Raw genomic sequence first — 25,638 nt, 5'->3', positions numbered from 1 at the left:
ACGGACGAACAGTGTTCGTGTCAACTGTAGGATGTGGGTCATGAAGCGGAAACCGTCGTCCCGTGCGGAGTGGGCGACCCAGATCGCGGCGCTGGAGCAGCAGGACGAGCCACCGGCGCGCAAGGAACCGATCACGGTCGGCCGCATCGTCACCACGGCGTTGCGGCTGGTCGAGACCGAGGGGTTCGACGCGCTGACGATGAGGCGGGTCGCCGCCGCGCTGGAGACCGGACCGGCCTCGCTCTACGCGCACGTCCGCAACAAGGCTGAGCTCGACGACCTGCTCATCGGCACGTTGAGCAGGAACGTGTCGCTGCCCGCGCCCGACCCCGCGCGGTGGCGCGCGCAGATGATCGACGTGTGCGGACAGCTGCGCGACGAGTTCCTCCGGTATCCCGGGATCGCGCGCGCGGCGCTGTCCGCACCGCCGAACAACCTCGACACGCTGCGGATCACCGAGGGGATGCTCGCGATCCTGCTGGCCGGTGGCGTGCCACCGCGGTCGGCGGCGTGGGCGATCGACGCCGCCCTGCTGTACGTCAGCGCCTACACCTACGAGGCGTCGTTGCGCGGCCATCCGGAGCCTGCCGCGGATCGGGCCGAGGTGCTCGCCCGGCTGCGGATGCTCCCGGTGAGCCGCTTTCCGCACACGGTCGCGCACGTGGACGAGCTGAACGCGGGCGTCGGCCACGAGCGGTTCGAGTTCGCGCTCGGGTTGCTGCTGGACGGGCTCAACGCCTGAGCAGGTCGCGCAGGGCCGCGGTCACCACGTCCGGTGCCTCCTCGGCCATGAAGTGTCCACACGAGACGGTGCGGTGGTCGAGGTCGGGCGCCCACGCCCGCCACAGCGCCTCGGCGTCGAACCCGAGCGCCGCACCCCAGTCCTGCTGCAGAACCGTCACCGGCATCTTCAACCGGTTGCCCGCCTCGCGGTCGGCGGTGTCGTGCTCGACGTCGATCGTCGCCGAAGCGCGGTAGTCCGCGACGATCGACGTGACGGCCTCGCGGCTCGCCCGCAGGTACTCCTCACGCACGTCGGCGGGGAAGGGCTCGGTGGCCCAGGCGTCGAGGAAGTGGCCGAAGAACGCGTCCGGCCGGGCGCCGATCAGCTCCTCCGCCAGGCCGGGCGGCTGCGCCATCAGGAAGAGGTGGAACCCGACGGCGGCGGACGTTCCGCGCATGACGTCCCACATGTCGAGGGTGGGCAGCACGTCGAGCGACGCGAGGTGCGTGACGTGCTCCGGGTGGTCCAGGCCGGTGCGGAAGGCGACGAGCGCGCCCCGGTCGTGGCCGGCGAGGGCGAACCGGTCGTGGCCGAGCGCCTGCGCGACTTCGACGACGTCGGTGGCCATCGTGCGCTTGGCGTAGGTGGAGCCGGTGTCGGCGGGTTTGTCGCTGTCGCCGTATCCGCGCAGGTCAGGCATGATCACGGTGTGGTCGGCGGCCAGGTCGGCGGCGACGTGCCGCCACATGAGGTGGGTCTGCGGGAAGCCGTGCAGGAGCACGACCGGGCTGCCCTCGCCGGTGGTGGCGACGTTGAGCTCGATGCCGCCGGAGACCCGCACGCGTTGGTGGTGGAAGTTCACACCGGCACTGTGCGCGCGCCCGATCAGCAACGAATCAGCGTTAGGGTCAGCGGGTGGTGACGTTCGGGGTGCTCGGCCCGCTGACCGCGGGATCCGCCCGTCTCGGCGGCCCCAGGCACCGTGCCGTGCTGGCCAGGCTGCTGGTCGCGCGGCGCCGCGTGGTCCCCGTTCGCACCCTGGTCGCCGACCTCTGGGAAGACCCGCCGGACGGTGCGCTCGGCGCCGTTCAGACGTTCGTCGGGGCGTTGCGCAAGGCCCTCGAACCCGATCGTCCACCACGGACTCCGTCGACGTTGCTGGTCACGTCGGGGGCGGGGTACGCGTTGCTGGCCGAGGACGTCGACGCGTGGCGGTTCGAGGAGATGCTCGGCGGTGATCTGTCCGTGTTGGACAGTGCCCTGGCGTTGTGGCGCGGTCCGGCCTACGCCGAGTTCGCCGACGAGCACTGGGCGCGGGCGGAGATCGACCGGCTGGAGGAACTGCGGCTCGTGGCGGTCGAGCGCCGCGCCGAGGCCGCGCTCGCGGTGGGTCGTGCCGCCGAGGTCGTCGCGGACCTGCGCGCTCACCTCGCCGGGCACCCGTGGCGGGAGAAGGCGTGGAGCCTGCTCGCGCTGGCGCTCTACCGCGAGGGACGTCAGGGCGACGCGCTGGAGGCGGTGCGCGCGGCACGGCACGCGTTGGCCGAGAACTTGGGCGTCGATCCGGGCGCGCAGCTGCGGGCGCTGGAGTCGGACATCCTGGCCCAGTCGCCGCGGCTGGACGTCGCTTCGCGGCCGTCGTTGGTGGGGCGGGCCGCGGAGCTGGCGGCGCTGGAGGCCGCCGTGCCGTCCGCAGGGCTGGCGATCGCGGTGGTCACCGGTGAGGCGGGCGTGGGCAAGACCGCGCTCGTCGAGGCGTTCAGCGGTGTGCTCGCCAGTCGCGGCTGGACGACGGTCTGGGCGCGGTGCCCGGAGGACGCGCCGGTGGCGTGGCCGTGGCAGCAGGTCGTGGAAGCCTTGGGGGAGAAGCTCGTCCCGGGTGATCGTTTTTGGGTGAGGCGCTTGATCGTGTCCACTGTGGAGTCTTCGGCGCCGGTGCTGGTCGTGCTGGACGACCTGCACCAGGCCGACGACGAGACGCTCGCGGTGCTGGCCGCGTTCACCGCTACCGCTCTCTCCGGCCGGGTGATGATCGTGGCCACTACACGCGCCGCCGTGCCGTCGGAAGCGCTGGCCCGCGCCGAACCGGCACGCGTCGACCTGGGTGGTCTGGGTGAGGAGTCGGTCGCCGCACTCGTGCGGTCGATCACCGATGCCTCCGTGTCCGACGTGTGGGTGATCCACGAGCGCAGCGGCGGGAATCCCTTCTACGTCAAGGAACTAGCGCGGTTGTCCGCGTCGGGTGGCGACCTCGGTGCGGTGCCGGCGGGAGTGCGGGACGTGATCCGGCACCGGCTCGCCGCTCTGCCCTCGGAGGTGCGGACGGTGCTGCACCAGGCGTCCGTGCTCGGGCGGGACGTCTCGGTGGACCTGCTGACGGCGCTGGCGGGCGGTGACGTGCTCGACGCGCTGGAGGTCGCCCTCGACGCCGGTTTCGTGGTGGAGGAAGCGCCTGGGCGTGCGCGGTTCACCCACGTTCTGGTGCGGGACACGGTGTACGAGGAGGTGTCGCTGACGCGGCGGGCGCGCTGGCACGCGGTCGTCGCTGACGCGCTGGAGTCCTCCGGGGACGTGGAGCTGCTGGCGCACCACCATTTGCTGGCCGGCGCGCGTGGGGAGAAGGCCGTGCGGGCGTTCGCGGCGGCCGCCGAGTCGAGCCGGTCGCCCCGTGCGGCGGTCGGGTGGTGGCGGGCGGCGATTGACGCTGCGGACGGCACGCGGCTCGACCTGGTGATCGGGCTCATGCGGGCGTTGGCCCTGAGCGGTGATCTGGAGGCAGCGCGCACGTACCGTTCGGTCGCGTTGCGGGCCGCTGACGACGCTGAGACGACTGCTCGCGTGATCGGTTCCTTCGACGTGCCAGGGATTTGGACCACGAACGACGACCCGACGCACTCGGAGGAGTTGGCCGCCGCCGCGCAACGCACGCTCGCCGCGTTCCCCGGCCCCACCGCCACCCGTGCCCGCCTGCTCGCGACGATCGCGATGGAGCGGCGCGGCACGGGCGATCACCTCGCGGAGGCCGTGGAAGCCGAGGCCATCGCCCGTGAACTCGGCGACCCGGCGCTGCTCGCGTTCGCGCTCAACGCCCGCTTCATGCACACGTTCAACCGCCTCGGACTCGCGCCGGAACGTGCCGCGATCGGCCGTGAGCTGGTCGAGCTGGCGGCGGCCGAGGGGCTTGTCACACACGAGGTCCTCGGCCACCTGATCCTCGTCCAGGCGGGCGCCGCACTCGCCGAGTTCGAGGCCGCCGACCGGCACGCGGCCGCCGCCGACGAGCTCGCGCGACGTCACGACCTGCCGTTGGTGGGCGTGTTCACCGACTGGTACGCGGCACTGAAGCTCGCCGCCGCCGGACGTGTCGCCGACGCCGACCGCGCCTACCGCGCGGCTGCCGCCCGTGTGCGCGGAACCGGCATGTGGGGCATGGAACGCGGACTCCTGCCGTTGGCGTTGCTGAGCCTGCACGGTACATCCACAGTGGACCTTTCTGACGACTGGGGTCCTCATCTGGACTGGGTGCGTCCGCTGGTGCTGCCGCACGACGAGGCGCTGGCCGCCGCGCGGGCGTTGCCGCCAGGGCCGGCGGACCTGCTCGGTGAGACGCGCGCGTGCCTGCTGGCGATGGCGGCCGTGCGGCTGGACGATCCCGAACTGCGCTCGCGTGCCCGTGCGATGTTGTTGCCCGCCAAGGACGAACTGGCCGGGGCGGGCACCGGGCTGTTCACCTTCGGTCCTGTCGGGACGTTTCTCGACGAGCTGTGACGAACGACATTCACGCCCTCACGCCAGAAACTGAAATTTGGTCAGGTCACATCCTTCTTGGCAAACCCGGATCGCCCAGGCATGATCGCTCCGTCGTGGCGGGGTGGGGATCTCCGCCGCAAGAGCCTGTGAGTCAAGAGAGTGAGGGATGCGCATGTTCAGCATGAGGCGCGTTCTGCCTGTCGCGCTCGGTACTGTCGCCGCCGTCGCCCTGGTGCAGACGCCGGCGAACGCCATCGGGTCCTTCCAGTACGCGTATGCGTCGAACGGCCGGGGATACGGCGCGTTCAACAGCGTTGACAACAACCTGTTCAAGGTCGCGGACAAGAAGGCCGACGGCTACAGCATGGTGCTTCGCATCAAGTTCCCCGGCCGCGATGAGATCACGTCGTGCGACGACCGGAACGGCGCCAACAACGGTGAGGAGTTCTGCAGGATCTCCAACATTCCCCGCAGGACCGCGTTCCAGTTCAAGGCCTGTGCGAAGGACTTCAGCGGCGAGCTCCCCGGGTGGATCGACTGCTCCGGGTGGATCAACGACGTGAACTCGTAGAGGGGCAACGCCGGAACACGTTGCAGGACAAGGAGTATCGCTCCGGCTGGGGTGCGTCCTCCGTGCCGTTCGTCGGTGTGGCCCGGTGCCGCATCACCGCGAGGGTGTCGATGCGTACATCGACACCCTCGTGTCGTGTCTCCTAGTCCTGTTGCGGCAGGAGCATCGGCTGGTCCAGCACCCACAACCACGAGCCGTCCGGCTGGCGGCGGGCGATCTCGACGGTCATCTCCCCGGTGGTCAGCGTTGAGACGGTGAGCGCCAGGTCGCCGCTCACCAGCGCGGGATGCTGCTTGCCCGGCGTGAGGACCGGCGCGGCCGCGACGAACTGCTCGTACACCTTGCGGATCTCGGCGTGCCCGGTCGCGGTGCTGCCCGGCGGGAACGCCAGCACGGCGTCCGCCTCGTACAACGCCACCAGTCCGTCGACGTCTCCCGCGTTGCCGCGCTCGATGAAGAACCTGGCCAGGTCGTTCGGTTCGGTGGCCACTGCGTTGCTTGTCATGGGGAAGAGCCTTCCAACCAATCACGACATCCTGTGTCGTATATTCCGGTAGGTTTTCGGCATGCGCGCCGACCGGTTGGTCTCGCTGGTGTTGCTGCTGCGCCAACGCGGGCGCCTGTCCGCCACCGCACTCGCCCGCGAGCTGGAGGTGTCGACTCGCACGGTGCTGCGCGACATCGAGGCGTTGTCCGCGGCGGGCGTGCCGGTCTACGCCGAACGGGGCAGGCACGGCGGTTTCGCGCTGCTGCCGGGTTTCCAGACCGAGCTCACCGGCCTGAACCACGACGAGGCCCTCGCCCTGCTGGTCGCCGGGTCGCGGCGAGGCGCGCAGGCGTTCGGTCTCGGCACGGCTCTGGCCTCGGCCATGCGCAAAGTCGTGGACGCACTCCCGGAAAACCAGCGGGCGACCGCGGCCGACGCGGTGCGACGACTGCTCGTCGACCCGGAGATCGACCTGCTCGCGCGCCGCACGATCCCGGAAGAGGTGCCCGACACCGTCGTGGCCGAGGTGCGGCGCGCGGTGTTCGCCGGGCACCGCCTGCGCATCCACTACGCGGCCGCGGGCGAGAAGCCGAAGTGGCGCACGGTCGACCCGATCGGCCTGGTCACCGTGCGAGAACAGGGTTATCTGCTGGCGGTGCGCGACGGCGCCGACCGCACCTACCGGTTGTCCCGCGTCCTGGCCGCTTCGGCGCTCGACGAGCCCGCGCAACGCCCGGACCGCGTCGACCTCGGCCGGGCCTGGCAGGAGCGCAGCACGCGGTTCCGGACCGGCGGCGACCAGGTCGTCGTGCGGCTGCGGGCTCACCCGTCGCGGCGCGGTGATCTCGTGAACACCGCGCTGACCGTCCACGATTCCGGTGCCGACGCGGAGGGCTGGCTGTGCGTGGAGGCGGCCTTCCAGGACGCGCGGCACGCGGAGTGGGCGTTGTGGCAGCTGGGAACCGATGCGGAAGCCCTGGCACCGCAGTGGTTGCGGGACAGCCTGCACGACCGCGCCGCCGCGGTCGTCGAGCGCTACGCGCTCCGAGGCTGTAACGCCGCGTGGGGCCCGTCGGATTAACCCGCCATGGGCGAGCCGAGTGGTCTGATCCGTTTCACCGGAGACCAGGTGAACTTCGAACAGTCGGTGTCGCGCATCGCGGAACAGCTGAAGCCGCTCGGCGACGCCGGCCGCCACGTGGCCGAGTCGTACGCGCTGGACGCCGAGATCCGCCGGACCGCGGATGACCAGCAGCTGAAGTTGAAAGTGCTGGCCCAGCGCCGGAAGGAGTCTTCGGCGACGCTGCGGCAGATGCAGAAGGAGCTCGGTCGCGCCGACGTCAGTGCGGGTGCCCTGCGCGAGTGCATGGTCAACATGCAGCGCGAGACCGTGAAACCGGGCCTGCCACTGGCCGAACGCCGCGCGTACGTCGAGCTGACGCAGCACTTCACCACAATGCTGGTCCAGCACCACTCCGACCTCACCGGCGGCGTGGCGGACGTCATCGACAAGGTGCTCAACGGGTCGGGTGCCAAGGCGCTGGCACCACGTGGTTCCGGCGGCCGGCGGCGGCGCGGATGACGGTGGGGTGCTGAGTCTTGTCCCGCAACGGGTGCGGTGGTTGTGCTGTGCCGCTGATCGGCCTGTTCGTGCTGTTCTTCGCACTGCCGCTGGACATGCTGCTCGTGTCACCGGCGATCGCGGCGCACATCCTGGCCACCGGCACGCCGGCCCAGCAGGTTTATCTCGAGGAGTGGCGGTGGGGCTGCCTGGTGGCGCTGCCGCTGGCCCTGGTGCTGGTCCGCCTGGCGCTGAGCAGGGACGGCCGGGTGCGCGGCTCGGGTTGGCTGAAGCGCTGGCTGGGGTTGTTCGTGCGGAGTTTGGTGCTGCTCGGGGCGATGAACGCGATGGCGTTCGTGAAGCTGAAGCCGTCCGCGGAGCACGTGATCGACGACGGTATGCCCGCGTTCTTCGCGGCGTCGGCAGTCGGTGTCGGGGTGCTGGTCGGCATTCGGTTGTGGGATCGGCGGCCTCGGCGGGTCACTGTTGCGGAGGTTCGGGCTGCTGCTGCGGAGGCTGATCGGGCGCTGCGGCGGGTTCGGGCTGAGAACGAGCGGGTTCGGCGGCAGGCCGAGCAGGTGCAGGCTCGGCTGGCGGCGTTGCGGGCTCGGGGTGGGGGACCTGGGGCTCGGCCTGGTGGGCGGGCGGATGGGCATCCGCGGGGGCGGGGCGATGGGGCTGGCGGAGCTCGGCGGACGGGGGCCGGTGGGGCGAAGCAAGGTGGGCCGGGGTCTGGTGGGGCCGGGCGCGCGGGGGCTGGCGGGGCCGGGCATTCGGGGACTGGCGGGGCCGGGAATGCGGGAGCGAGTGGGGCCGGGCAGCCGGAGCGCGGTGGGGCCAAGGCGTCGGGTGGCAGGTCCCCAAAGGCGGGGGCTGGTGGGGCGAGGCAATCGGAGGCCGAGTCCAGGCAGGCGAGGGGTGGCGGGGGACAGCAGGCCGGGGCTGGTGAGGCACAGCAGGCCGGGGCTGGTGGGGGACAGCAAGCCGGGATTGGTGGGAGACAGCAGGCGAGGGGTGGCGGAGGACAGCAGGCAGGAGTTGGTGGGGCACAGCAAGCCGGCGCTGGTGGGAGACAGCAAGCCGGGGCTGGTGGGGGACAGCAGGCAGCGGCCGGTGGGGGACAGCAGGCGGGGGCTGGTGGAGGCAAGCAGGGCGGGGCTCGTCGGGATGATCGAGCTGCGCGCGGGTGGGACGGGGGTTCGCTCGGGGTTGACTTCCAGTCCTTGCGGGTGTTTCACCGGGAGTCGTACCAGTGTGCCGACACCGCGCACATGGCCTATCAGTCTGCTCAGACCTCGTTGCAGACCATGTCGTATTTGGTGCGGCGGACTCGGATTGTGCCGCAGTGGGTGGGGTTGCCGGGGAGGGCGGCTCGGCTGGCTCGGGCTGAGATGCGGGCTGCTGCTGTGCACCTGGCCGACTCGCATTTGAAGCTTAGGGTGCAGGTTGACGAAGGGTTGGGGATGGTTCGGACGTTGAACGCCAACACTTCTGAGTTGAAGGTGGAGATTCGGGATAGTTGTGGGGAGCGGGGGGAGCGGTGGTATCTGGCGTTGGAGGAGCGGATTGAGGCTGCTCGGGAGGAGCGGCGGGCCAGTCGGGCTTGGTGAGTGGTTGCCGTGTTCCTGGTTCGGGCTGGTGGTGGTTGGGGTTGCCGTGTTGCGTGCCTGGTTCGGGCTGGTGGTGGTTGGGGTTGCCGTGTCGCGTGCCTGGTTCGAGCTGGCGGTGGTCGCGTCGCCGTGTCGGGTTCCTGTTTAGGGCTTGGGGGCTCTGCCCTTACCCCGCCAATCTGATCAAAGACCGGCCAGCGCCGCGCGCGGGTTGATGGCACGCCTGGTGCTTTGGGCGGCTGCGCGTTGCGTAGGGCGTGCGGTTCGGGTGGGTTGGTCCCGTCACGAGCCGCACCAGAGCGAGTCACACCCGAGGGGAGAGGTCAAGTCGCGAAAGGCGTGCGACTTGACCTCTCCCCTCGGGCGCGACAAGAGCTGTGGCACGACTCGTGACGGGACCACCCACCGGAACCCCACGCGAAGAGCTGGCTCGGCTGCGCCATCGCGTCGCCTCGCCTGCGGCCTCGGCTTGAGCCGCCTTGCCTGCGGCCTCGGCTCGGGCCTTGGCCCTGGCCTTCGGCATCGGCGTTCGGGCTAGAGCGTCACGGTTCCTCGGACGCCTAGGACTGTGTTGCCGCCTACCCAGATTTCGCCGTCCGCCTGCGTCAGGTGGACTCGGCCCCTTCGGCCCAGCCTCGTGCCCTGCGCGGCGATGTAGGAGGTCGGGGCCAGTTCTGCTGGGATCAGCCACTGGGCGATGGCCGCGTTGAGGCTGCCGGTCACCGGGTCCTCGTCGAACCTGGTGCCCTCGTCCACGAAGGCTCGCACCTCGAAGTCCGCGTCGCTGCCCTCGGGGTGTGGGCCCACCACGCCGACACCGGCGAAGGTGCCGAACTTCGTGTAGTCCGGGTTGAGGGCCAGGACTGCCTCTGCGGACGGCAGTAGTGCTGCTATCCAGCCTGGGCCGTTGTCCGCCCACTGGGCGTCGACTACGTCGGTTGGGTTGAGGCGCAACGCCTTTGCCAGCGACTGGAGTTCGTCCGGGGTTACTGGGCCGCTGCGCAGGCGTGGTGGAGCGGCGAAGGAGAGGCGGGCGTTGTCCTGGCGGAGGGTTACCAGGCCTGCGCCGCACTCCTGGATCAGCTGGCCTGGGGTGTGTGGTTGGCCGCCTGCTTCCAGCCACGCTCTGGCTGAGCCGAGGGTTGGGTGGCCTGCGAAGGGGAGTTCTCGGCTGATCGTGAAGATCCGCAGGCGGTAGTCGGCTGCCGGGGTTGTCGGTGGGAGCAGGAAGGTGGTTTCGGCCAGGTTGGTCCAGCGGGCGAACTTGGCCATTTGGTCGGTGGTCAGGTTTTCGGCGTCGTGCACCACGGCTACCGCGTTGCCGTAGGTGAGTTCGTCGGTGAACACGTCTACCTGGCTGAAGCCTCGCACGGGGATCAAGGTAGTGGATCTGCTAGAGCCAGCCGCTGTCCTCGGCCACCTTGACCGCTTCTGCTCTGGTGCGGGCGCCTGTTTTGCCTATCGCGGCGCTCAGGTGGTTGCGGATCGTGCCCTCGGACAGGTGCAGGGACTTGGCCAGGTCGGCCACCGTGCCGCCGTCGCGGGCCACGGACAGGACGTCGCGTTCCCGGTCGGTCAGCGGGCTTTGGCCTGACGTCAGGGATTCTGCCGCCAGGGCCGGGTCCACCACTCGCAGGCCCGCGTGTACTCGGCGGACCGCGTCTACCAGTTGTTCGGGGGGTGGCGTCCTTGACGACGAAGCCCGCTGCGCCCGCTGCCATTGCTCTGGCCAGGTAGCCGGGGCGGCCGAAGGTCGTGCAGACGATCACTCGGCACGTCGGGAGGGCCTTGCGGAGGTCTGCGGCTGCTGCGAGGCCGTCCTTGCCGGGCATCTGGATGTCCAGCAGGGCCACGTCCGGGGTGGTGCGCCGGGCGGCGGGGACCACCTCGTCGCCTGCGCTGACCTCGGCTACCACCTCGATGTCCGGTTCCAGGCCCAGCATCGCGGCGAACGCGCCTCGCACCAGGGCCTGGTCGTCGGCCAGCAACACCTTGATCATGCCGTCACCTCCGCGCGCAGACGGTAGCCGCCGTCGGGCGCCGGGCCCGCCAGCACCGTTCCGCCGTGCGGGGCGAGTCGTTCCCGCAGGCCCGCCAAGCCCGTGCCGGGGGTGCCCACGCCGGCGCCTCGGCCGTTGTCGCGGACCTCCAGCCACGTGTCGCCCAGGCGGACGGAACAGCGGGTCGCGGCGGCGTGGCGGAGGACGTTGGTGATCGCCTCGCGCAGCACGTAGCCGAAGACCGTCTGCAGTTCCGGGCGGACGTTGTCCACGGCGTGCGGCAGGTCTGCTTCGACGCCCGCTGCGCGCAACGCTGCCCGTGCGCCCACCACCTCGGCCGAGAGCGAGACCTCGCGGTAGCCCGAGACCGTGGTGCGCACGTCGTTCAACGCCTGCCGGGTGAGGTGCTCCACCTCGCGGATCTCCTCCAGCGCGCGGTCGACCGAGGAGTTTTCCAGCAGTCGCCGGGCCACTCCGGTTTTCAGCGTGATCGTCGTCAGGCTGTGGCCCAGGACGTCGTGCAGGTCGCGTGCCAGCCGGTTGCGCTCCTCGGTCCTCGCCAGCGCGGCGATCTCCTCCTGGGCCGCAGACAACGCCCGGTTCGCCCGGATCATCCTGCCCACGGCCAGCATGCCCAGGGCGATCGAGAACAGCGTGGCGATGCGGTCGCCGTCGACGGACAGGTCCTGCTGGAAGTACATCGTGGCCGCCAGTGCCGCGATCACCGAGCCGTCGATCAGGATCGCCCGCCACGGCGGCAGCACGACCGCGACCGTGGACACGACGTAGACCAACAACCCCGAGTAGGACATGCCCAGCCAGAACACGACGATGAGACCGACCGCGGTCAACGCCAGGCAGATCAACGTGTTGACGTTCTCGCTGCCGCTCGACCACAACCACCGCGGCGCCACGACCCAGCCCACCCCGTAGACCAGGAGCAGCAGCACCAACGCGCACTGCTCCGGCACGCTCCGGTCGCTGACGGCGACGTCGTGGATCACGGCCGGGAGGTAGAGCAGGACGAACAGGATCGCGAACCAGTACCACTTGCCGTTGCCGCGCTGCACGACGACGAACCTAGCTCTGGACGCGGTAGCGGCGCGCGGCGATCACCGACAGGCCCACCACCCACAGAGTGATCACCAGCAACGCCTCCCCGACGTTCACCCCTGATACGAACGGAGCCTGCGTCAGCTGCTTCACCCAGAACGTCGGCAGCGCCTTCATGATCGTCGCCAGCCAGTCCGGCGCCACGTCGGCGGGGATCCAGATGCCGCCCAGCAGACCGAAGAGCATCGACGCCAGACCGGTGATCGCCTGCATGCCGTCCGGGGTCGCGACGAGCCCGATCACGATGCCCAGCAGCACGAACGGGATCGCGCCCAGCCACAGCGTGGCCAGCACCCCGATCCAGTGCGCCGCGTCCATCCGCACGCCCTCGAACGCGCCGATCACGCACACCAGCAGGATTCCCGGCAGCCCGACCAGCATGCCCAGCGCGCCCTTGGTCAGCAGGTACCCCGACCCGGTCAGCGGGGTCAGCCGCAACTGCCGCTGCCAGCCCAGGCCCCGTTCGACCGCGATCCGGGCGCCGATCGACAACGGGCCCGCCATCACGCCGAACAACGCCATGTTCATCATCAACGACGTCGTCACCGGCAGCCCGTTCGGGAACGTCCCCTCCCCGCCGCCGTAGAGGTTCACGAACAGCAGGAACATCACCGCCGGCACAACCACGGTGAAGATCAGGTACCGGCCGTTGCGCACGGCCCGCCGCAGTTCCAGTGCCAGGAAACGGGTGTTCATCGGTCGTCCTCCCCGGTGAGCGCGAGGAACGCGTCCTCGAGGCCGAGCGCGGTGATCTCGATGTCGTGGGCGTGGGGGTAGCGGGCCAGCAGCGCGCGCACAGCGGCGTCGGAGTCGGTGCAGGTGAGCGTGATCTGGTCGCCCCGCCGTTCGGCCGAGCGCACGCCCGGCAGCGCGAGGTCCGCCGCTCCCGGGACGACCGCGCGCAACGTTCGGCCCGACACCGCGGCCCGCACCTGCGCCACCGATCCGTCCGCCACGATCCGCCCGGACCGCATCAGCACCACGCGGTCCGCGTACTCCTCGGCCTCGTCGAGGTAGTGCGTCGCGAACAGCACCGTCCGCCCGGTGTCGGTGTCGGTGTAGGCGCGCATCTGCTGCCAGAACGCCCGCCGCGTCTCGACGTCCATCGCGACCGTCGGCTCGTCGAGCACCAGCAGGTCCGGATCGCACACCAGCGCCAGTGCGAACCGCACCCGCTGCTTCTGCCCGCCGGAGAGCTTGGTGCACTTGCGGCCGGCCAGATCCGCGATCCCGGCCTGCCGCAACGCCTGCTCCACCGGCATCGGCTCGCGGTGCAACGCCGCGACGAGCCCCACGGCCTCGGCCACCGTCGCGTCGTCCAGCAGCGCCCCGCTCTGCAGCATCGCCGAGATCCGCCCGGCCACCACCGCCTCCCGCGGCGAGGTGCCGAAGACGCTGATCTCGCCACCGTCCGGAGTGGACAGTGCGAGCAGCATGTCCACCGTCGTGGACTTGCCCGCCCCGTTCGGGCCGAGCAGCGCGACCACCTCGCCGGGCGAGATCACCAGGTCGATCCCGTCGACGGCGCGGACCTCGCCGAACCGCTTCCGCAGGCCGCTCAACGCCACCGCGGCTCCGGCCCGCACAGCTGTCTGTGTCATGCGTTCCATGCTCGGCGGACGGGCCCGGCGGCGAGGGGATCAGCCGTCACGATCCCGGCATGACAGATGTCATGGGGGAAGTGCGACGAGGGCGGGATCACGATCCTTCCTGAACACGGCTGGGCCGAGGTCGCCGGCGGCGGAGGAGTGCACGCAGGGTCCTTGGGCCCCGGTGCGGGGAGACCGTTCGCACTGTCGCTCTGCGCCGTCACGGCGGAAGGTCTGGGGATGCGATGGAGCGCCGCCGCGAAAACGGAGATCGTCGAGGCCGCCGCGAAGGCCAGCGCGGGCAGCGCGGGCAGGCCGTGGGTGGTCGAACTGAACGGCAGGTCCGCGTACCTGTACGAGGTCGCGCACTCCTCGTCGCGTGACCCGCTCGGCGTGGAGGGGCTGCTGAGCTGCGGCGCCGCGCTCGAGCACGTGGTGCTGGCCGTCCGCGTCACGGGGTGGCACGCGCAGGCCGTGTTCCCTGCCGACCACCGCAACCCCGGCCTGGTCGCGATCGTGCGGTCCGACCGGGTGCAGTCGCCCACCGAGGCCGAGATCGCCCGGCACCGCGCGATCCGCCTGCCCGACGGCACCGCGGACGGCGACGTGCGTGCCCTCGCGTCCGCGAACCACTGGGCGGGCACGGAGCTGTACGCCCTCGACGAGCACACCCTCGTCGTGCTCACCGCGGGTGACACACGCTGCGACCACGTGCGCGGCGGTGCGGCGTTGCAGTCGGCGGTTCTCGCGGCTCGCTCCGCGGGACTGCGGGTGTGCCCGGTCGTGCACCTGCCGCACCGCCAGGAGTGGCGAACCGGTCTGATCGAACGTCACGGCCTGGCGGGCTTTCCCCAGGCGCTGCTGACCGTCGGTGCGAAGGTCCCTGGCGGGGCGGGACCAACGACCGCGTTCCCGGCCACGGCGCGTTCCTAGCGTCTACGTCGTGGAACGGAGAAGCGGAATGCGCGCTCGCGACATCATGACCACCCCGGCCGTCACGGTGATCCCGCAGGTGCCCGTGCGCGGCGCCGCGGCCCTGCTCGTCGCGCACGGCTTCACCGCGCTGCCCGTCGTGGACGACGACAAGCGGCTGGTCGGCATCGTCACGGAGGCGGACCTCCTGCGCAACGGCTACGTCGAGGAGACCCGCGGCGTCTCCGTCGGCGACGTGATGACCTCACCCGCGACGGCGATGAGCGGCGGCACGGAGGCGAGCGTCATCGCCCGCGTGCTCGTCGACGACCGCATCCGCTGCCTGCCGATCGTCGACGGCTCCCAGGTCGTCGGCGTCGTGACCCGCCGCGACCTCGTCCGCGCGCTCGGCCGCACCGACACGTCCGTCGCGGCGGAGGTCCAGCGCGTGCTCGACCTCTACGCCGACGGAGGTCGCAGGTGGACGGTCGCGGTACGTGACGGCGAGGCCGTGATCAGCGCGGACGACGTGGACGACGAGACAGAGCGAGCAATTCTCGCGCTGGCGGGTGCCGTGCCCGGCGTCCTGAGCGTGCGGATCCCGGTTGGAGGACAGCGGTGAAGGCACCCGACGCACCGGTCGTGGTGGGGGTTGACGGCTCGTCCTCGTCGCTGGCGGCGGTGAAGTGGGCCGCCGCCGAATGCGGCCGGCACCACGTCCCGCTGCTGCTCGTGCACGCGTACACGTTGCCCACCAGGGGATATCCCGAAATGGTGCTGACCGGCACCGAGATCCGCCGCGCCATCGAGGACCAGGGCAGGGCGTGGCTGACCGAAGCGGCCGCCGCGGCGCCCGGTGTGGACGTGTCCACCGAGCTGGTGTGCGACAGCGGAACCAGGCTGCTGATCGAACGCTCGCGCGAGGCGCGGCTGCTCGTGGTGGGCTCGCAGGGGCTCGGCAACGTCACCGGCCTGCTCGTCGGTTCGACCGCGGTCGCCCTCGCCGCGCACGGCAGGAGCCCGGTGGTCGTCGTGCGCGGCACCGAGGTCCCGGACGGGCCGGTCGTGGTCGGCGTCGACGGGTCACCGACGAGCGAGGCGGCGCTGGCGTTCGCGTTCGAGGAGGCCTCGGTCCGCGGGGCCGGGCTCACCGTGGTGATGTGCTGGCACGACTTCATGGTCGAGAGCGCCTACACCGCGTCGCGCTTCACCGTGGACTGGAAGCAGGTCGAGGACAGCGAGCAGAGGCTGCTGGCCGAACGGCTCGCCGGGTGGCAGGACAAGTATCCGGACGTGCGGGTGCATCGGGTGGTGCTGCGTGACCGGCCGGTGCGCGCGCTCATGCGGTACGGCGCGGAGGCGCAGCTCCTGGTGGTGGGCAGTCACGGCCGTGGTGGGTTCGCCGGGATGTTGCTGGGCTCGACGAGTCAGGCGCTCGTCTACCACTCGCCGTGTCCGCTGGCGATCGTGCGACAGCCGGAAGCATCGATGTAGGTCGATGATTGCTTCCATCGATGTCGGTCGATAGAGTTGGCCGGACATCGAGTGAGGGAGCGAACCGTGGACAGCTTGCCGGTGATCGTGGCGGGCGCGGGGCCCGTCCGGTCTGGTCGCGCACCTGCTGGAACGCGGTCTGGAACCACTCGTGCCGGAGGGTGGCTGCCGGAGATCCGGCTCGACCTCGACCCGGTGCTGCAGGTGCCGGTGAAGCTCGCGCCGCTGATCGATCCGAACGCCCACTCGCGCGGCACGGTCTACCCGCACGGGGAAAGTGAGTTGCGCCAGCCGGAGCAGGGCGTTTATCTGGTGGGCATGAAGAGCTACGGGCGTGCGCTCACCGGCTACGAGCAGGTGCGCTCGGTCGTCGCGGCGATCGCCGGTGACCACGAGGCAGCGGGCCGGGTGGAGCTCGTGCTGCCCGAGACCGGGGTGTGCGGCGGAGCAGGGTCGTTCGCCGGGTGACCGCTGAACCCGTTGTCGCGCAAGGCACCTCTCTGCGCACCGTGCTGATCGTCCTCTGCGTCACCGAGATCACCAGCTGGGGCGTGCTCTACTACGCGTTCCCGGTGCTGGCGCCGACGATCAGCGCGTCGACCGGGTGGACGCTCCCCGCGCTCACCCTCGGCTTCACGCTCGCCCAGATCGCCGGCGGCCTGGTCGGCGTCGTGGTGGGCAGGGTGCTCGACCGGTGGGGGCCGCGTGTCGTGATGAGCGCGGGATCGGTGCTCGCGGTGGTGGCCGTCGTGGTGGTCGCCACGGCGCAGTCGCTCACCGCGTACTTCGCGGGGTGGCTGCTCGCGGGTGCGGCGATGGCCGGTGTGCTCTACCAGCCCGCGTTCGCCGCGCTGACCCGCTGGTACGGGCCGCAACGCGTGCGCGCACTCACCGCCGTCACCCTGGTCGCGGGGCTGGCGAGCACGGTGTTCGCACCGCTCACGGCTCTGCTGAACACCGTGCTGGACTGGCGGCAGACGTACCTGGTGCTCGCGGTCGTGCTCGCCGTGATCACGGTGCCGTTGCACGTCCTGGGTCTGCGCAGGCCGTGGCAGCCCGCCGAGACGCACGAGTCGGAAGCGCCGTCCGCGATCGCCCGCAGCGGCCCGTTCGTGCTGCTCGCGGTGGCGATGACGCTGTCGGCGTTCGCGGTCTACGCGGTCGTGATCAACCTCGTGCCGCTGCTCACCGAGCGCGGCCTGTCCACGACGACGGCGGCGATCGCCCTGGGCCTGGGCGGTGCCGGACAGGTGGCGGGCCGGCTGGGGTACGCGCGACTGGAGCGAGCAACGTCCGTGCGCACCCGCACCGCACTGGTGCTGCTGGCCGCCGCGGTGACGACGTTGTTGCTGGGCCTCGTGCCGGGACCGGCGTCGGTCCTGGTCCTCGGCTCGGTGCTGGCGGGGTGTGCCCGCGGCATCTTCACGCTGGTGCAGGCCACCGCCGTGACCGACAGGTGGGGGAGTGTCCACTACGGACGGTTGAGCGGCCTGCTCGGCGGCCCGGTGATGCTGTCCGCCGCCGTGGCGCCGTGGGCGGGGAGCGTGCTGGCCGCGTGGTTCGGCGGGTACGCGGCGGTGTTCGTGCTGCTGGCCGCCGTCAGCGTGGTGGCGGCGCTGCTGTCCCTGAAGACCTAGTTGTACCTAGTCGAGCAGTTCGGCGACGAGGTTGCGGACACGGCGGTCGATCTCGTCGCGGATCGGCCGCACCGCGTCGACGCCCTGACCCGCTGGGTCGTCCAGGTCCCAGTCGAGGTAACGCTTGCCGGGGAAGACCGGGCACGTGTCGCCGCAGCCCATCGTGATCACCACGTCGGAGGCCTCGACGTCCGCGGTGGTGAGCTTCGACGGCACCTCGGCGGTGATGTCGAGGCCCCACTCGGCGAGCGCCTGCGCGGCGGCCGGGTTCACCTGGTCCGCGGGGGCGGAACCGGCGGAGCGCACGGCGATGCGGCCCATCCCGTGGTGCTGCAACAGGGCGGCGGCCATCTGCGAGCGGCCCGCGTTGTGCACGCAGACGAACAGCACCTCAGGAGTCATGCGGACGTTCTACCACCTGGCCGGAGTGGACCGTCGCGGCACTTCGGCTCCGCGGTCGCAGCTCACGCTGTGACGTGCGGAAGCCGAAGTGCCGGGCGAACCCGAACTCACAACGGCAACCGGCGCAACGCCGGTTTGAGCACCTTCCCCGACCCCGTGCGCGGCAGCTCGGCCACCACCTCGACGTGCACGGGGATCTTGTACTTCGCCAGCCGCGGCACCAGGAACTCCCGCAGCGCCGCCGCGTCCACGTCGGCACCGGGCACCGGGCGGACGAACGCGCGCCCGACCTCGCCCCAGCGCGCGTCCGGTACGCCCACGACCGCGACCTCGGCCACGTCGGGGTGGTCGGTGATCGCGTTCTCCACCTCGGCCGGGTACACGTTCTCCCCGCCCGAGATGAACATGTCCTTGAGCCGGTCGACGACGTACAGGTGACCGTCGTCGAGCCGCCCGATGTCGCCCGTGCGGAACCACCCGTCGTCGGTGAACGCGGCCGCGGTGGCCACCGGGTCGTTCCAGTAGCCCGGGGTGACGTTCGGGCCCTGCACCTCGATCTCACCGGACTCGGCGAGGCGCAGGTCGCCGAAGAACACCGGCGTCCCGGCCGAGCCCGCCTTCCGCACGCTGTCCGCCGCCTCCAGGAAGCTGGCGCCGGGTGCGGTCTCGGTGAGGCCGTAGCCCTGGCAGAACACCAGACCGCGTTCCTGGTAGGTGTGGATCACCGCGTCCGGCACCGACGCGCCGCCGCAGAGCAGCACCCGCAGCGACGACAGGTCCGCGGTGGGCCAGCGCGGTGAGGCGGCGAGGTCGGCGTACATGGTGGAGACCCCGAACATCCACGTCACGTCGTGCTTCTCGATCAGGTCGAGGCACTCGTCGACGTCCCACCGGGACGTGATCACGCTGTGCCCGCCCTTGATGAAGGTGGGCAGCAGCGTCTGGGTGAGCGCGGCGACGTGGAAGAGCGGGGCGGAGACGAGCGCGACCTCGTCGGTGGCGATGTCGACGCCGATCATCAGGTTGAACGTGTTCCACAGCAGGTTGGCGTGGCTGAGCACCGCGCCCTTGGGCCTGCCCGTGGTGCCGGAGGTGTAGAGGATCAGGGCCGGCTCGTCGATCGTGACCGGCTCGTCGAACAACTCGTCCGCGCCGCCCGCGAGCCAGGTCTCGTAGTCGTCCAGCGAGATGGCCCGCGGGTGTTCGGTGCGGTGCGAGGGCGCGTGGACCAGCACGTGCGCCCCGCAGTCGGCGAGCTGGTAGTTGATCTCCGCCGGGCTCAGGCGGAAGTTGAGCGGGACGAAGACCGCGCCGAGCTGGTGGGTGGCGAACATGGTCTCGGCGAACGACGGGTGGTTGGGGCCGAGGTACGCCACCCGGTCTCCGTGGCGCACGCCGAGCTCTGCCAGCCGGTGGGCCAGCTTCGTCGTGCGCCCGGCGAGCTCCTCGTAGGTCGTGGAGACGCCGTTGTGGGTGAAGGCCTCACGCTTCGGCGCCATGCGCGCGCGGCGGAGTGGCCAGCTGCCCAGTCCCGCGTTCCGCATCCTTGTCTCCTGTCAGGCTGGTCCGGCTGGTCTCGTGCAGCGTGATCGTGCAGATCACGGTGAGCAGGCAGAACGCCGCGAGGATGTACGGGATCGCGCCGGTACCGGCCGACTTCTGAACCTGCGCGAACAGCAGCGGGGCGAGGCCCGCGCCCAGGCCCGCGAGCTGGTAGCCGAGCGAGGCGCCGGTGTAGCGGCTTCCCGTGGTGAACAGCTCGCTGTAGAGCGCGGCGAGCGGGCCGTACATCATCGGGTGGATGACGGCCTGGCCGAGTACCAGTGCGATGACGATGAAACCGTTGTCCACCAACGGGAACAGCGCGAACGCGAACGCGGCCATGAGGACCGCGCCCGCGAGGACGACGGGCCTGCGGCCGAACCGGTCCGACGCGGCCGACCAGCCGATGATCGAGATCACCGCGAGCGCGGAGGACAGGGTCAGGGCGTTGAGGATCGACGGCCGGGGGATGCCCGCCTGGACGCCGTACGCGAGGGTGAAGGTCGTCAGCGTGGACTGCGCGACGAACGCCGAGAGGCCGACCCCGATCCCGAGCAGCAGCGTGCGCGGGTGGTTGCGCAGCACGTCGGCCAGCGGCAGGGAGGTGCGCTTGCGCTCGGCCTGGAACACCGGCGTCTCCTCGACCTTCATGCGGACGAACAGGCCGATGCCGAGCAGCACCAAGCTGAGCAGGAACGGCACCCGCCAGCCCCAGTCGAGGAACGCCTTGTCTCCCACCAGCGCGGCGGTGCCGGAGAGCGCGAGGGTCGACAGCACCATGCCGCACGGCGCGCCCGCGTTGGTGAAGCTCGCCCACAGCCCGCGCCGTGACGTGGCGTGCTCGGCTGACATCAGGACCGCGCCGCCCCACTCACCACCGACGGAGATGCCCTGCACGATTCGCAGCAGCACGAGCCCGGCCGGCGCGAGCCAGCCGATCTGGCCGTAGGTGGGCAGCAGACCGATCAGGAAGCTCGCCACACCCATGAGGCTCATGGTGAGCACGAGCATCTTCTTGCGCCCCAGCAGATCGCCGTAGTGTCCGAAGAGGACACCACCGATCGGGCGCGCGAGGTAGCCGGTGGCGAACGTGCCGAAGCTCGCGATGGTGCCGACCAGCGGGTCGAGGGAGGAGAAGAAGACCTTGTTGAAGACGACCGCGGAAGCGGTGGCGTAGAGGAGGAAGTCGTAGTACTCGATCACGCTGCCGAGGAAGCTGGACGCGACGGCACGGCGTAACTGCGTTGTTGTCGCCATGGCACTCTCATCTCAGGCGTAGTGGCGGTAAACCCCGCGCGCGACGCACGCGGGCTTGTCGGAGCCCTCGATCTCGACGGTGAAGTCGATGGTGATCTGCACGCCGTCGCCCTTGACCTCGTCGACGGACGCGACCTTTCCCGTGAGCCGGATCTTCGCGCCGACCGGGACCGGCGCGGGGAACCGGACCTTGTCCAGCCCGTAGTTGATGCTCATCCGCACGCCGGAGATGTCGAGCAGTTGCGTCATCAGCGGGATGAGCAGGGCCAGCGTGAGGTAACCGTGGGCGATCGTGCCGCCGAACGGTCCTTCGGCGGCGCGTTCGGCGTCGACGTGGATCCACTGGTGGTCGTCGGTGGCGTCGGCGAACGTGTTGACGCGGCCCTGGTCGATCTGGAGCCAGTCGGTGTGGCCTAGATCCTTTCCTGTCAGGGCCTTGAGTTCTTCGATGCCGTGCACGGCGGTGGTCATGCTTCCTCCTTGGTCAGTCCCAGCAGACGTGCGGCGTTGTGCTTGAGGATCTTGGGGCGGACGTCGTCCGAGATGTCGAGCTTGGCGAAGTCGGCGAGCCAGCGGTCCGGCGTGATCACCGGGTGGTCCGAGCCGAAGAGGACCTTGTCCTGCAACAAGGTGTTGGCGTACCGGACGAGCTGCGGCGGGAAGTACCTCGGCGACCAGCCGGACAGGTCGATGTACACGAACGGCTTGTGCGTGGCCACGGCGAGCGCCTCGTCCTGCCACGGGAACGACGGGTGCGCCAGCACGATCTTGAGGTGCGGGAAGTCGACCGCGACGTCGTCGACGAGCATCGGGTTGGAGTGCTTGAGCCTGATGCCACCGCCGCCGGGCACGCCGGCGCCGATCCCGGTCTGTCCACTGTGGAACAGCGCGGGCACGCCGAGTTCCTCGATCGCCTCGTACAGCGGGTAGGCCATCCGGTCGTTCGGCGAGAAGTCCTGCAGGCTCGGGTGGAACTTGAACCCGCGGACGCCGTGCTCCTCGACGAGCCTGCGCGCCTCCCTGACCGCGGTGCGGCCCTTCCACGGGTCGACGCTCGCGAACGGGATCAGCACGTCGGCGTGCTCGGCGCAGGACGCCGCGATCTCCTCGTTGCTGATGCGCGGGTGGCCGGTGGCGTGCTCGGCGTCGACTGTGAAGATCACCGCGGCCATGTTCCGCTCGCGGTAGATCTCGGCGGTCTCGGCGATCGTCGGCTGCCGGTGCCCCGCCTTGAAGTACTTCGCGGACGCCTCGAGCAGGGTGGGGCTGAGCGAGCTGTGGCCGTCGCCGGAGATCTCGGCGTGCGTGTGCACGTCGATGGCGACGAGGTCGTCGACGTTCACGGTGCCACCGGAGCCGGGATGCCGTAGGTCTCGGGCTCGAACTCGCCCCAGTGCTGGGCGATCTTCGCCGCGTTCCAGCCGCCGTCGGAGAACTGGACCTGCTTCTCGGCGGGGTGCGACCACAGCGCGAGCCGGTCGCCGCCGATGCCGATCGCCTGGCCCGTCACGCCCTTCGCCGCGTCGGACGCGAGGTAGACGATCAGTTCGGCGACGTCCTCGACGGTGCCGAGCCCCTCGTCCCTGCGCACCCACTCCGGCAGCGGGGTGCCGTTCCGTTCCGACTCCTCGATCAGCGGCGCGAACGCCGGGATCGTCCTGGTCATCTCGGTCGCGGCGACCGGCACGACCGCGTTGACGGCGATGTCGGACCGCGCGAGCTCCAGCGCCCACGTCCGCGCCATGGCGGCGATCCCGGCCTTGGCGGCGGAGTAGTTGGTCTGCCCGAAGTTGCCGCGCTGACCGGCAGGCGACGAGATGAGCACCAGGCTGCCGCCGGTCCCTTGCTCGCGCATCCTGACGGCCGCCGCACGGGCGCAGGTGAACGTGCCGCGCAGGTGCACGTTGATCACGGCGTCGAAGTCGTCGTCGCTCATCTTCCACAGGACCTTGTCGCGCAGGATGCCCGCGTTGGTGACCAGGACGTCGAGCCGCCCGAACTCCTCGACGGCAGCCGCGACGAGCCGTTCCGCGGTCTCGGTCGACCCGACCGGCGCGACGACCGCCTTGCCGCCGATGCTCGCGGCGACCTCCTCGGCGACCTCGTCCACGTCGTTGACCACGACCTGAGCCCCGTTGCGCGCCAAGGCTTCCGCGTACGCACGCCCCAGCCCGCGGCCGGCGCCCGTGACGATCGCGACCTTTCCCGACAGCTCCATCCGACCGAGTCCTCTCCGTTGGGATCGCGACCCAAAGTACGTCAGATTCGTGACGCTCGTCTAGATGCTGCCCAACATGTATCGTGGCAGTCGTGACGCCGCAGTCGTTGATGCTGAACTTCCTGGGCCTGTACGTGCTGGGCCGCGACATCGCGGTCTACTCGGGCAGCGTGATCGACGTCTTCGGCCGAGTGGACGTCTCCGAGGAGGCCGTGCGCTCGACGCTGACCCGCATGACCTCGCGCGGCCTGCTCACCAAGCACCGCAACGGCCGCAAGGTCTACTTCGGACTGACCCGGCGAGCCGAGGACGTGCTGGAGGACGGCGGCCGCCGCATCTGGCAGCGCGGCGCCGTGAACAGGGACTGGGACGGCACCTGGACCCTGGTCGGCTTCTCCCTGCCGGAGGGCCGCAGAGGCGACCGCCACGACCTGCGCTCCCGCCTGCAGTGGGCGGGCTTCGGCCCCGTGCAGAACGGCCTGTGGATCGCCCCCGGCACCCGCGACGTCACGGAAATGGTCGCCGACCTGGGCCTCACCGAGAACGTCACGGTCTTCACCGCCCAGCACGCCAAACCGACGGAGGCCGCGGACCTCGCCACCCGCGCGTTCGACACCGCCGCGATCGGTGCGCGGTACCAGGACTTCCTGGCCCGGTGGCGCTCACCTCTCGACACGGTGCCCGACGACCTGGCCCGGCAGTTGTTGCTGCACGCGGACTGGTTGGATCTGGTGCGCCAGGATCCGCATCTGCCGGCGGAGTTGCTGGCGGAGGACTGGCCGGCGATCGAGGCGGAGCAGTTGTTCCAGACGCTGGCGACGCGGTACGTGGAGACGGCGACACCGCTGGCCGAGGCGGCGATCGAGTCGATCAGCGTCTGAGCCCGGCCGACACTGATGACGATCATGTCGCCTGGCGTTCCCATCAGGTGAACGTTCAACCGAATTGATCCCCTCGCGAGGTACGGTCCGCCCCAAACCCCAGGGGAGGAGACGAGCCGTGCGCCGTCGTATGCGTGGCACCGCTGTTGCCGCGATCGCGCTGACAACCGTGATGACCGTGGCCGCCTGCGCCAAGGACTCCGGTACCAGCGCGCCGACCAGTGCCGCCGGCGCCGGGTGCGAGTTCGCGACGCCGCCCGGTGCGCCCGCCGCGTCGAGCACCAGTGCCGCGGCAGGCGACAAGGTGGACGGCAGTGCGCTGAAGATCGGGCTGGCCTACGACATCGGCGGGCGGGGTGACGCGTCGTTCAACGATCTCGCCGCCGCCGGGTTCGACCAGGCGATCAAGGACATGGGCGTCAAGAAGGAGAACACCCGCGAGCTTTCCGCTGCACCGAACGAGAGCGAGGCGGCCAAGCAGACCCGGCTGCGGCAGCTCGCGTCCGAGGGCTTCAACCCGATCGTCGGCGTCGGGTTCGCGTACACCGAGTCGTTGAAGGTCGTGGCGCCGGAGTTCCCCAACGTCAAGTTCGGGCTGGTCGACTCGGCTGTCGAGGGCGCGGCCAACGTGACGCCGCTGGTCTTCGCCGAGCAGGAGGGGGCGTTCCTCGCCGGTGTCGTGGCGGCTTACCAGAGCAAGAAGTGTCACGTCGGGTTCGTCGGGGGCGTGGACATCCCGTTGATCCAGAAGTTCGAGGCCGGGTTCGTCCAGGGGGCGAAGACCGCCGCGCCGAAGGTCCAGGTCGAGAAGAAGTACATCACCCCTGCCGGTGACTTCACGGGCTTCCAGGACCCGCCGAAGGGGCAGGAGGCGGCCAAGGGGCTGATCGACAAGGGCGCCGACGTCGTCTACCCCGCCGCGGGTGCGTCCGGCATCGGGGTGTTCGCCGCGGTGAAGGAGGCCGGTGTGCTCGCGATCGGGTGCGACGCCGACCAGTACAACCAGCCGGCGCTCGCGAACAACCGGGACGTCATCGTCGCGTCCAGCCTCAAGCGGGTCGACGTCGCCGTGTACGACTTCTACCGCGCTGCCGCCAAGAACGACCTCGCCTCGCTGCCGAAGGTCTTCGACCTCAAGGTGAACGGCGTCGGCTACGCGGCGTCGGGCGGCAAGGTCGACGCGAAGCTCCAGGGCATCCTGGAGGGCTACAAGGCGCAGATCATCGAGGGCAAGATCAAGGTCAGCGACCGGCCGTAGACAGGTCCACCACCGGGGCCGCGGTCTTGGCCACGATCTCCTCGACCGTGGTCTCCGGTGCCAGCTCGACGAGGCGGAACACGCCGTCCGCCACGTCGAGCACGGCGAGGTCGGTGATCACGCGTTGTACGACCCCGCGGCCGGTCAGCGGGAGCGTGCACGACTCGACGAGCTTCGACGAGCCGTTGCGGGCCGTGTGTTCCATGAGGACGATGACGCGTCCGGCGCCGCTGACGAGGTCCATGGCGCCGCCCATGCCCTTGACCATCGCGCCGGGCACCATCCAGTTCGCGAGGTCGCCGCGCGCGGACACCTGCATGCCGCCGAGGATCGCGGCGTCGACGTGGCCGCCGCGGATCATGGCGAAACTCGTGGCCGAGTCGAAGTACGACGCTCCCGCCAGGACGGTGACGGTCTGCTTGCCCGCGTTGATGAGGTCGGGGTCGACCTCTTCCTCGTAGGGGAACGGGCCCACGCCGAGAATGCCGTTCTCCGCGTGCAACGTCACGGTCGAGCCCGCCGGCAAGTAATCGGGGATCAGCGTGGGCAGGCCGATGCCGAGGTTGACGTACTCGCCGTCGCGCAGTTCGAGCGCCGCGCGGGCGGCCATCTGGTCACGGGTCCAGGCCATG

25 protein-coding genes and 2 pseudogenes are annotated in these 25,638 nt (G+C 70.5%); 12 read left to right on the top strand and 15 right to left on the bottom strand.

The window, feature by feature from the left end; translation table 11 throughout:
* Positions 1 to 40: 40 nt before the first annotated feature.
* Positions 41 to 742, top strand: a complete 702-nt coding sequence (locus AOM45_RS22985; protein ID WP_081902048.1) for a TetR/AcrR family transcriptional regulator — start codon at positions 41 to 43, stop codon at positions 740 to 742.
* Here the strand turns inward: AOM45_RS22985 and AOM45_RS22980 are convergent.
* Positions 732 to 1,586: an alpha/beta fold hydrolase gene (locus tag AOM45_RS22980; protein WP_030467146.1), complete on the bottom strand. Its 855-nt coding sequence runs from the start codon at positions 1,584 to 1,586 to the stop codon at positions 732 to 734. The genes AOM45_RS22985 and AOM45_RS22980 overlap by 11 nt on opposite strands.
* A 53-nt stretch (positions 1,587 to 1,639) precedes the next feature.
* Between AOM45_RS22980 and AOM45_RS22975 the strand changes: the two genes are divergently transcribed.
* Together AOM45_RS22975 and AOM45_RS22970 are read left to right on the top strand one after the other, a co-directional pair.
* Positions 1,640 to 4,492 (top strand): ATP-binding protein, encoded by a 2,853-nt coding sequence (locus AOM45_RS22975; RefSeq protein ID WP_051783161.1) that lies wholly within the window; start codon positions 1,640 to 1,642, stop codon positions 4,490 to 4,492.
* 163 nt (positions 4,493 to 4,655) lie between these two features.
* Positions 4,656 to 5,045 carry a hypothetical protein gene (locus AOM45_RS22970; RefSeq protein WP_156093773.1) on the top strand — a complete coding sequence of 130 codons (390 nt, stop codon included), beginning with the start codon at positions 4,656 to 4,658 and terminating at the stop codon, positions 5,043 to 5,045.
* A 142-nt stretch (positions 5,046 to 5,187) separates the two neighbouring features.
* Here AOM45_RS22970 and AOM45_RS22965 read toward each other — a convergent pair whose 3' ends face one another.
* On the bottom strand, positions 5,188 to 5,535 hold the full coding sequence (locus AOM45_RS22965) for a YybH family protein (protein ID WP_081902047.1): 348 nt from the start codon (positions 5,533 to 5,535) through the stop codon (positions 5,188 to 5,190).
* 76 nt (positions 5,536 to 5,611) lie between these two features.
* On the opposite strand from AOM45_RS22965, the gene AOM45_RS22960 reads away from it, so the two are divergent.
* Both AOM45_RS22960 and AOM45_RS22955 read left to right on the top strand, forming a co-directional pair.
* Positions 5,612 to 6,613 (top strand): helix-turn-helix transcriptional regulator, encoded by a 1,002-nt coding sequence (locus AOM45_RS22960; RefSeq protein ID WP_051783159.1) that lies wholly within the window; start codon positions 5,612 to 5,614, stop codon positions 6,611 to 6,613.
* A 48-nt stretch (positions 6,614 to 6,661) separates the two neighbouring features.
* The gene (locus tag AOM45_RS22955; protein WP_156093772.1) at positions 6,662 to 7,114 is read left to right on the top strand and encodes a hypothetical protein; all 453 of its coding nucleotides are present in this window, start codon (positions 6,662 to 6,664) and stop codon (positions 7,112 to 7,114) included.
* Between the two features lie 160 nt (positions 7,115 to 7,274).
* Here AOM45_RS22955 and AOM45_RS51030 read toward each other — a convergent pair whose 3' ends face one another.
* The 6 genes and pseudogenes from AOM45_RS51030 to AOM45_RS22925 form a co-directional block, all read right to left on the bottom strand.
* On the bottom strand, positions 7,275 to 7,544 hold the full coding sequence (locus AOM45_RS51030; RefSeq protein WP_156249738.1) for a hypothetical protein: 270 nt from the start codon (positions 7,542 to 7,544) through the stop codon (positions 7,275 to 7,277).
* 1,693 nt (positions 7,545 to 9,237) lie between these two features.
* A complete protein-coding gene (locus AOM45_RS22945; RefSeq protein WP_030473753.1) occupies positions 9,238 to 10,074 on the bottom strand; it encodes a PhzF family phenazine biosynthesis protein in 837 nt (278 codons plus the stop codon).
* A 22-nt stretch (positions 10,075 to 10,096) separates the two neighbouring features.
* Positions 10,097 to 10,703 (bottom strand): annotated as a pseudogene (locus AOM45_RS22940) (response regulator transcription factor).
* On the bottom strand, positions 10,700 to 11,773 hold the full coding sequence (locus AOM45_RS22935) for a sensor histidine kinase (protein ID WP_051784779.1): 1,074 nt from the start codon (positions 11,771 to 11,773) through the stop codon (positions 10,700 to 10,702). Before AOM45_RS22935 ends, AOM45_RS22940 begins: the two are co-directional and overlap by 4 nt.
* 10 nt (positions 11,774 to 11,783) lie before the next feature.
* The gene (locus tag AOM45_RS22930) at positions 11,784 to 12,512 is read right to left on the bottom strand and encodes an ABC transporter permease (protein WP_030473751.1); all 729 of its coding nucleotides are present in this window, start codon (positions 12,510 to 12,512) and stop codon (positions 11,784 to 11,786) included.
* Positions 12,509 to 13,417, bottom strand: a complete 909-nt coding sequence (locus tag AOM45_RS22925; RefSeq protein ID WP_030473750.1) for an ABC transporter ATP-binding protein — start codon at positions 13,415 to 13,417, stop codon at positions 12,509 to 12,511. Before AOM45_RS22925 ends, AOM45_RS22930 begins: the two co-directional genes overlap by 4 nt.
* Before the next feature lie 228 nt (positions 13,418 to 13,645).
* Between AOM45_RS22925 and AOM45_RS22920 the strand changes: the two genes are divergently transcribed.
* From AOM45_RS22920 to AOM45_RS22900, 5 genes and pseudogenes are all read left to right on the top strand, one after another.
* Positions 13,646 to 14,338, top strand: a complete 693-nt coding sequence (locus tag AOM45_RS22920; protein WP_156094449.1) for a hypothetical protein — start codon at positions 13,646 to 13,648, stop codon at positions 14,336 to 14,338.
* A gap of 10 nt (positions 14,339 to 14,348) precedes the next feature.
* Entirely contained in the window at positions 14,349 to 14,939 is a 591-nt protein-coding gene (locus AOM45_RS22915) for a CBS domain-containing protein (RefSeq protein WP_308202575.1), read from the top strand.
* Entirely contained in the window at positions 14,936 to 15,811 is an 876-nt protein-coding gene (locus tag AOM45_RS22910; protein WP_030473747.1) for a universal stress protein, read from the top strand. The genes AOM45_RS22915 and AOM45_RS22910 overlap by 4 nt, the downstream gene beginning before the upstream one ends.
* Before the next feature lie 162 nt (positions 15,812 to 15,973).
* A pseudogene (locus tag AOM45_RS22905) lies at positions 15,974 to 16,270 on the top strand (flavoprotein); the annotation flags it as partial.
* 5 nt (positions 16,271 to 16,275) lie between these two features.
* Positions 16,276 to 17,448 carry an MFS transporter gene (locus tag AOM45_RS22900; protein WP_236703805.1) on the top strand — a complete coding sequence of 391 codons (1,173 nt, stop codon included), beginning with the start codon at positions 16,276 to 16,278 and terminating at the stop codon, positions 17,446 to 17,448.
* A 6-nt stretch (positions 17,449 to 17,454) separates the two neighbouring features.
* Here the strand turns inward: AOM45_RS22900 and AOM45_RS22895 are convergent, their stop codons facing one another.
* The 6 genes from AOM45_RS22895 to AOM45_RS22870 form a co-directional block, all read right to left on the bottom strand.
* A complete protein-coding gene (locus AOM45_RS22895; protein ID WP_030473744.1) occupies positions 17,455 to 17,850 on the bottom strand; it encodes an arsenate-mycothiol transferase ArsC in 396 nt (131 codons plus the stop codon).
* A gap of 107 nt (positions 17,851 to 17,957) precedes the next feature.
* Positions 17,958 to 19,394: an acyl-CoA synthetase gene (locus AOM45_RS22890; protein WP_030473743.1), complete on the bottom strand. Its 1,437-nt coding sequence runs from the start codon at positions 19,392 to 19,394 to the stop codon at positions 17,958 to 17,960.
* Positions 19,333 to 20,649, bottom strand: coding sequence for an MFS transporter (locus AOM45_RS22885; RefSeq protein WP_051784778.1), 1,317 nt, complete (start codon positions 20,647 to 20,649; stop codon positions 19,333 to 19,335). Before AOM45_RS22885 ends, AOM45_RS22890 begins: the two co-directional genes overlap by 62 nt.
* Positions 20,650 to 20,661: 12 nt before the next feature.
* Positions 20,662 to 21,120 carry a MaoC family dehydratase gene (locus AOM45_RS22880; protein WP_030473741.1) on the bottom strand — a complete coding sequence of 153 codons (459 nt, stop codon included), beginning with the start codon at positions 21,118 to 21,120 and terminating at the stop codon, positions 20,662 to 20,664.
* Positions 21,117 to 21,992: an amidohydrolase family protein gene (locus AOM45_RS22875; protein WP_030473740.1), complete on the bottom strand. Its 876-nt coding sequence runs from the start codon at positions 21,990 to 21,992 to the stop codon at positions 21,117 to 21,119. Before AOM45_RS22875 ends, AOM45_RS22880 begins: the two co-directional genes overlap by 4 nt.
* Positions 21,989 to 22,867: an SDR family NAD(P)-dependent oxidoreductase gene (locus AOM45_RS22870; protein ID WP_030473739.1), complete on the bottom strand. Its 879-nt coding sequence runs from the start codon at positions 22,865 to 22,867 to the stop codon at positions 21,989 to 21,991. The genes AOM45_RS22875 and AOM45_RS22870 overlap by 4 nt, the downstream gene beginning before the upstream one ends.
* 92 nt (positions 22,868 to 22,959) lie before the next feature.
* Here AOM45_RS22870 and AOM45_RS22865 point away from each other — a divergent pair, with 92 nt between their 5' ends.
* Together AOM45_RS22865 and AOM45_RS22860 are read left to right on the top strand one after the other, a co-directional pair.
* Entirely contained in the window at positions 22,960 to 23,748 is a 789-nt protein-coding gene (locus AOM45_RS22865; protein WP_236703804.1) for a PaaX family transcriptional regulator, read from the top strand.
* A 130-nt stretch (positions 23,749 to 23,878) separates the two neighbouring features.
* On the top strand, positions 23,879 to 25,006 hold the full coding sequence (locus AOM45_RS22860) for a BMP family lipoprotein (RefSeq protein WP_030473737.1): 1,128 nt from the start codon (positions 23,879 to 23,881) through the stop codon (positions 25,004 to 25,006).
* Here AOM45_RS22860 and AOM45_RS22855 read toward each other — a convergent pair.
* Positions 24,990 to 25,637, bottom strand: coding sequence for a CoA transferase subunit B (locus AOM45_RS22855; RefSeq protein WP_030473736.1), 648 nt, complete (start codon positions 25,635 to 25,637; stop codon positions 24,990 to 24,992). The genes AOM45_RS22860 and AOM45_RS22855 overlap by 17 nt on opposite strands.
* Between the last annotated feature and the right edge of the window lies 1 nt (position 25,638).

Origin of the sequence: Lentzea aerocolonigenes (assembly GCF_000974445.1) — a bacterium.
Lineage (GTDB): Bacteria > Actinomycetota > Actinomycetes > Mycobacteriales > Pseudonocardiaceae > Lentzea > Lentzea aerocolonigenes.
The sequence above is the reverse complement of the archived record's forward strand: the minus strand, read 5'-3'. Positions and strand labels throughout refer to the sequence as shown.

What these genes read in the sequence shown, in the direction of transcription:
- AOM45_RS22985 (WP_081902048.1), top strand. Translation starts at nt 41, where the DNA reads ATGAAGCGGAAACCGTCGTCCCGTGCGGAGTGGGCGACCCAGATCGCG.
- AOM45_RS22970 (WP_156093773.1), top strand. Translation starts at nt 4,656, where the DNA reads ATGAGGCGCGTTCTGCCTGTCGCGCTCGGTACTGTCGCCGCCGTCGCC.
- AOM45_RS22960 (WP_051783159.1), top strand. Translation starts at nt 5,612, where the DNA reads ATGCGCGCCGACCGGTTGGTCTCGCTGGTGTTGCTGCTGCGCCAACGC.
- AOM45_RS51030 (WP_156249738.1), bottom strand. Translation starts at nt 7,544, where the DNA reads ATGCCGACCAGCACCCCGACACCGACTGCCGACGCCGCGAAGAACGCG.
- AOM45_RS22930 (WP_030473751.1), bottom strand. Translation starts at nt 12,512, where the DNA reads ATGAACACCCGTTTCCTGGCACTGGAACTGCGGCGGGCCGTGCGCAAC.
- AOM45_RS22925 (WP_030473750.1), bottom strand. Translation starts at nt 13,417, where the DNA reads ATGACACAGACAGCTGTGCGGGCCGGAGCCGCGGTGGCGTTGAGCGGC.
- AOM45_RS22920 (WP_156094449.1), top strand. Translation starts at nt 13,646, where the DNA reads ATGCGATGGAGCGCCGCCGCGAAAACGGAGATCGTCGAGGCCGCCGCG.
- AOM45_RS22895 (WP_030473744.1), bottom strand. Translation starts at nt 17,850, where the DNA reads ATGACTCCTGAGGTGCTGTTCGTCTGCGTGCACAACGCGGGCCGCTCG.
- AOM45_RS22890 (WP_030473743.1), bottom strand. Translation starts at nt 19,394, where the DNA reads ATGCGGAACGCGGGACTGGGCAGCTGGCCACTCCGCCGCGCGCGCATG.
- AOM45_RS22885 (WP_051784778.1), bottom strand. Translation starts at nt 20,649, where the DNA reads ATGGCGACAACAACGCAGTTACGCCGTGCCGTCGCGTCCAGCTTCCTC.
- AOM45_RS22880 (WP_030473741.1), bottom strand. Translation starts at nt 21,120, where the DNA reads ATGACCACCGCCGTGCACGGCATCGAAGAACTCAAGGCCCTGACAGGA.
- AOM45_RS22870 (WP_030473739.1), bottom strand. Translation starts at nt 22,867, where the DNA reads ATGGAGCTGTCGGGAAAGGTCGCGATCGTCACGGGCGCCGGCCGCGGG.
- AOM45_RS22860 (WP_030473737.1), top strand. Translation starts at nt 23,879, where the DNA reads ATGCGTGGCACCGCTGTTGCCGCGATCGCGCTGACAACCGTGATGACC.
- AOM45_RS22855 (WP_030473736.1), bottom strand. Translation starts at nt 25,637, where the DNA reads ATGGCCTGGACCCGTGACCAGATGGCCGCCCGCGCGGCGCTCGAACTG.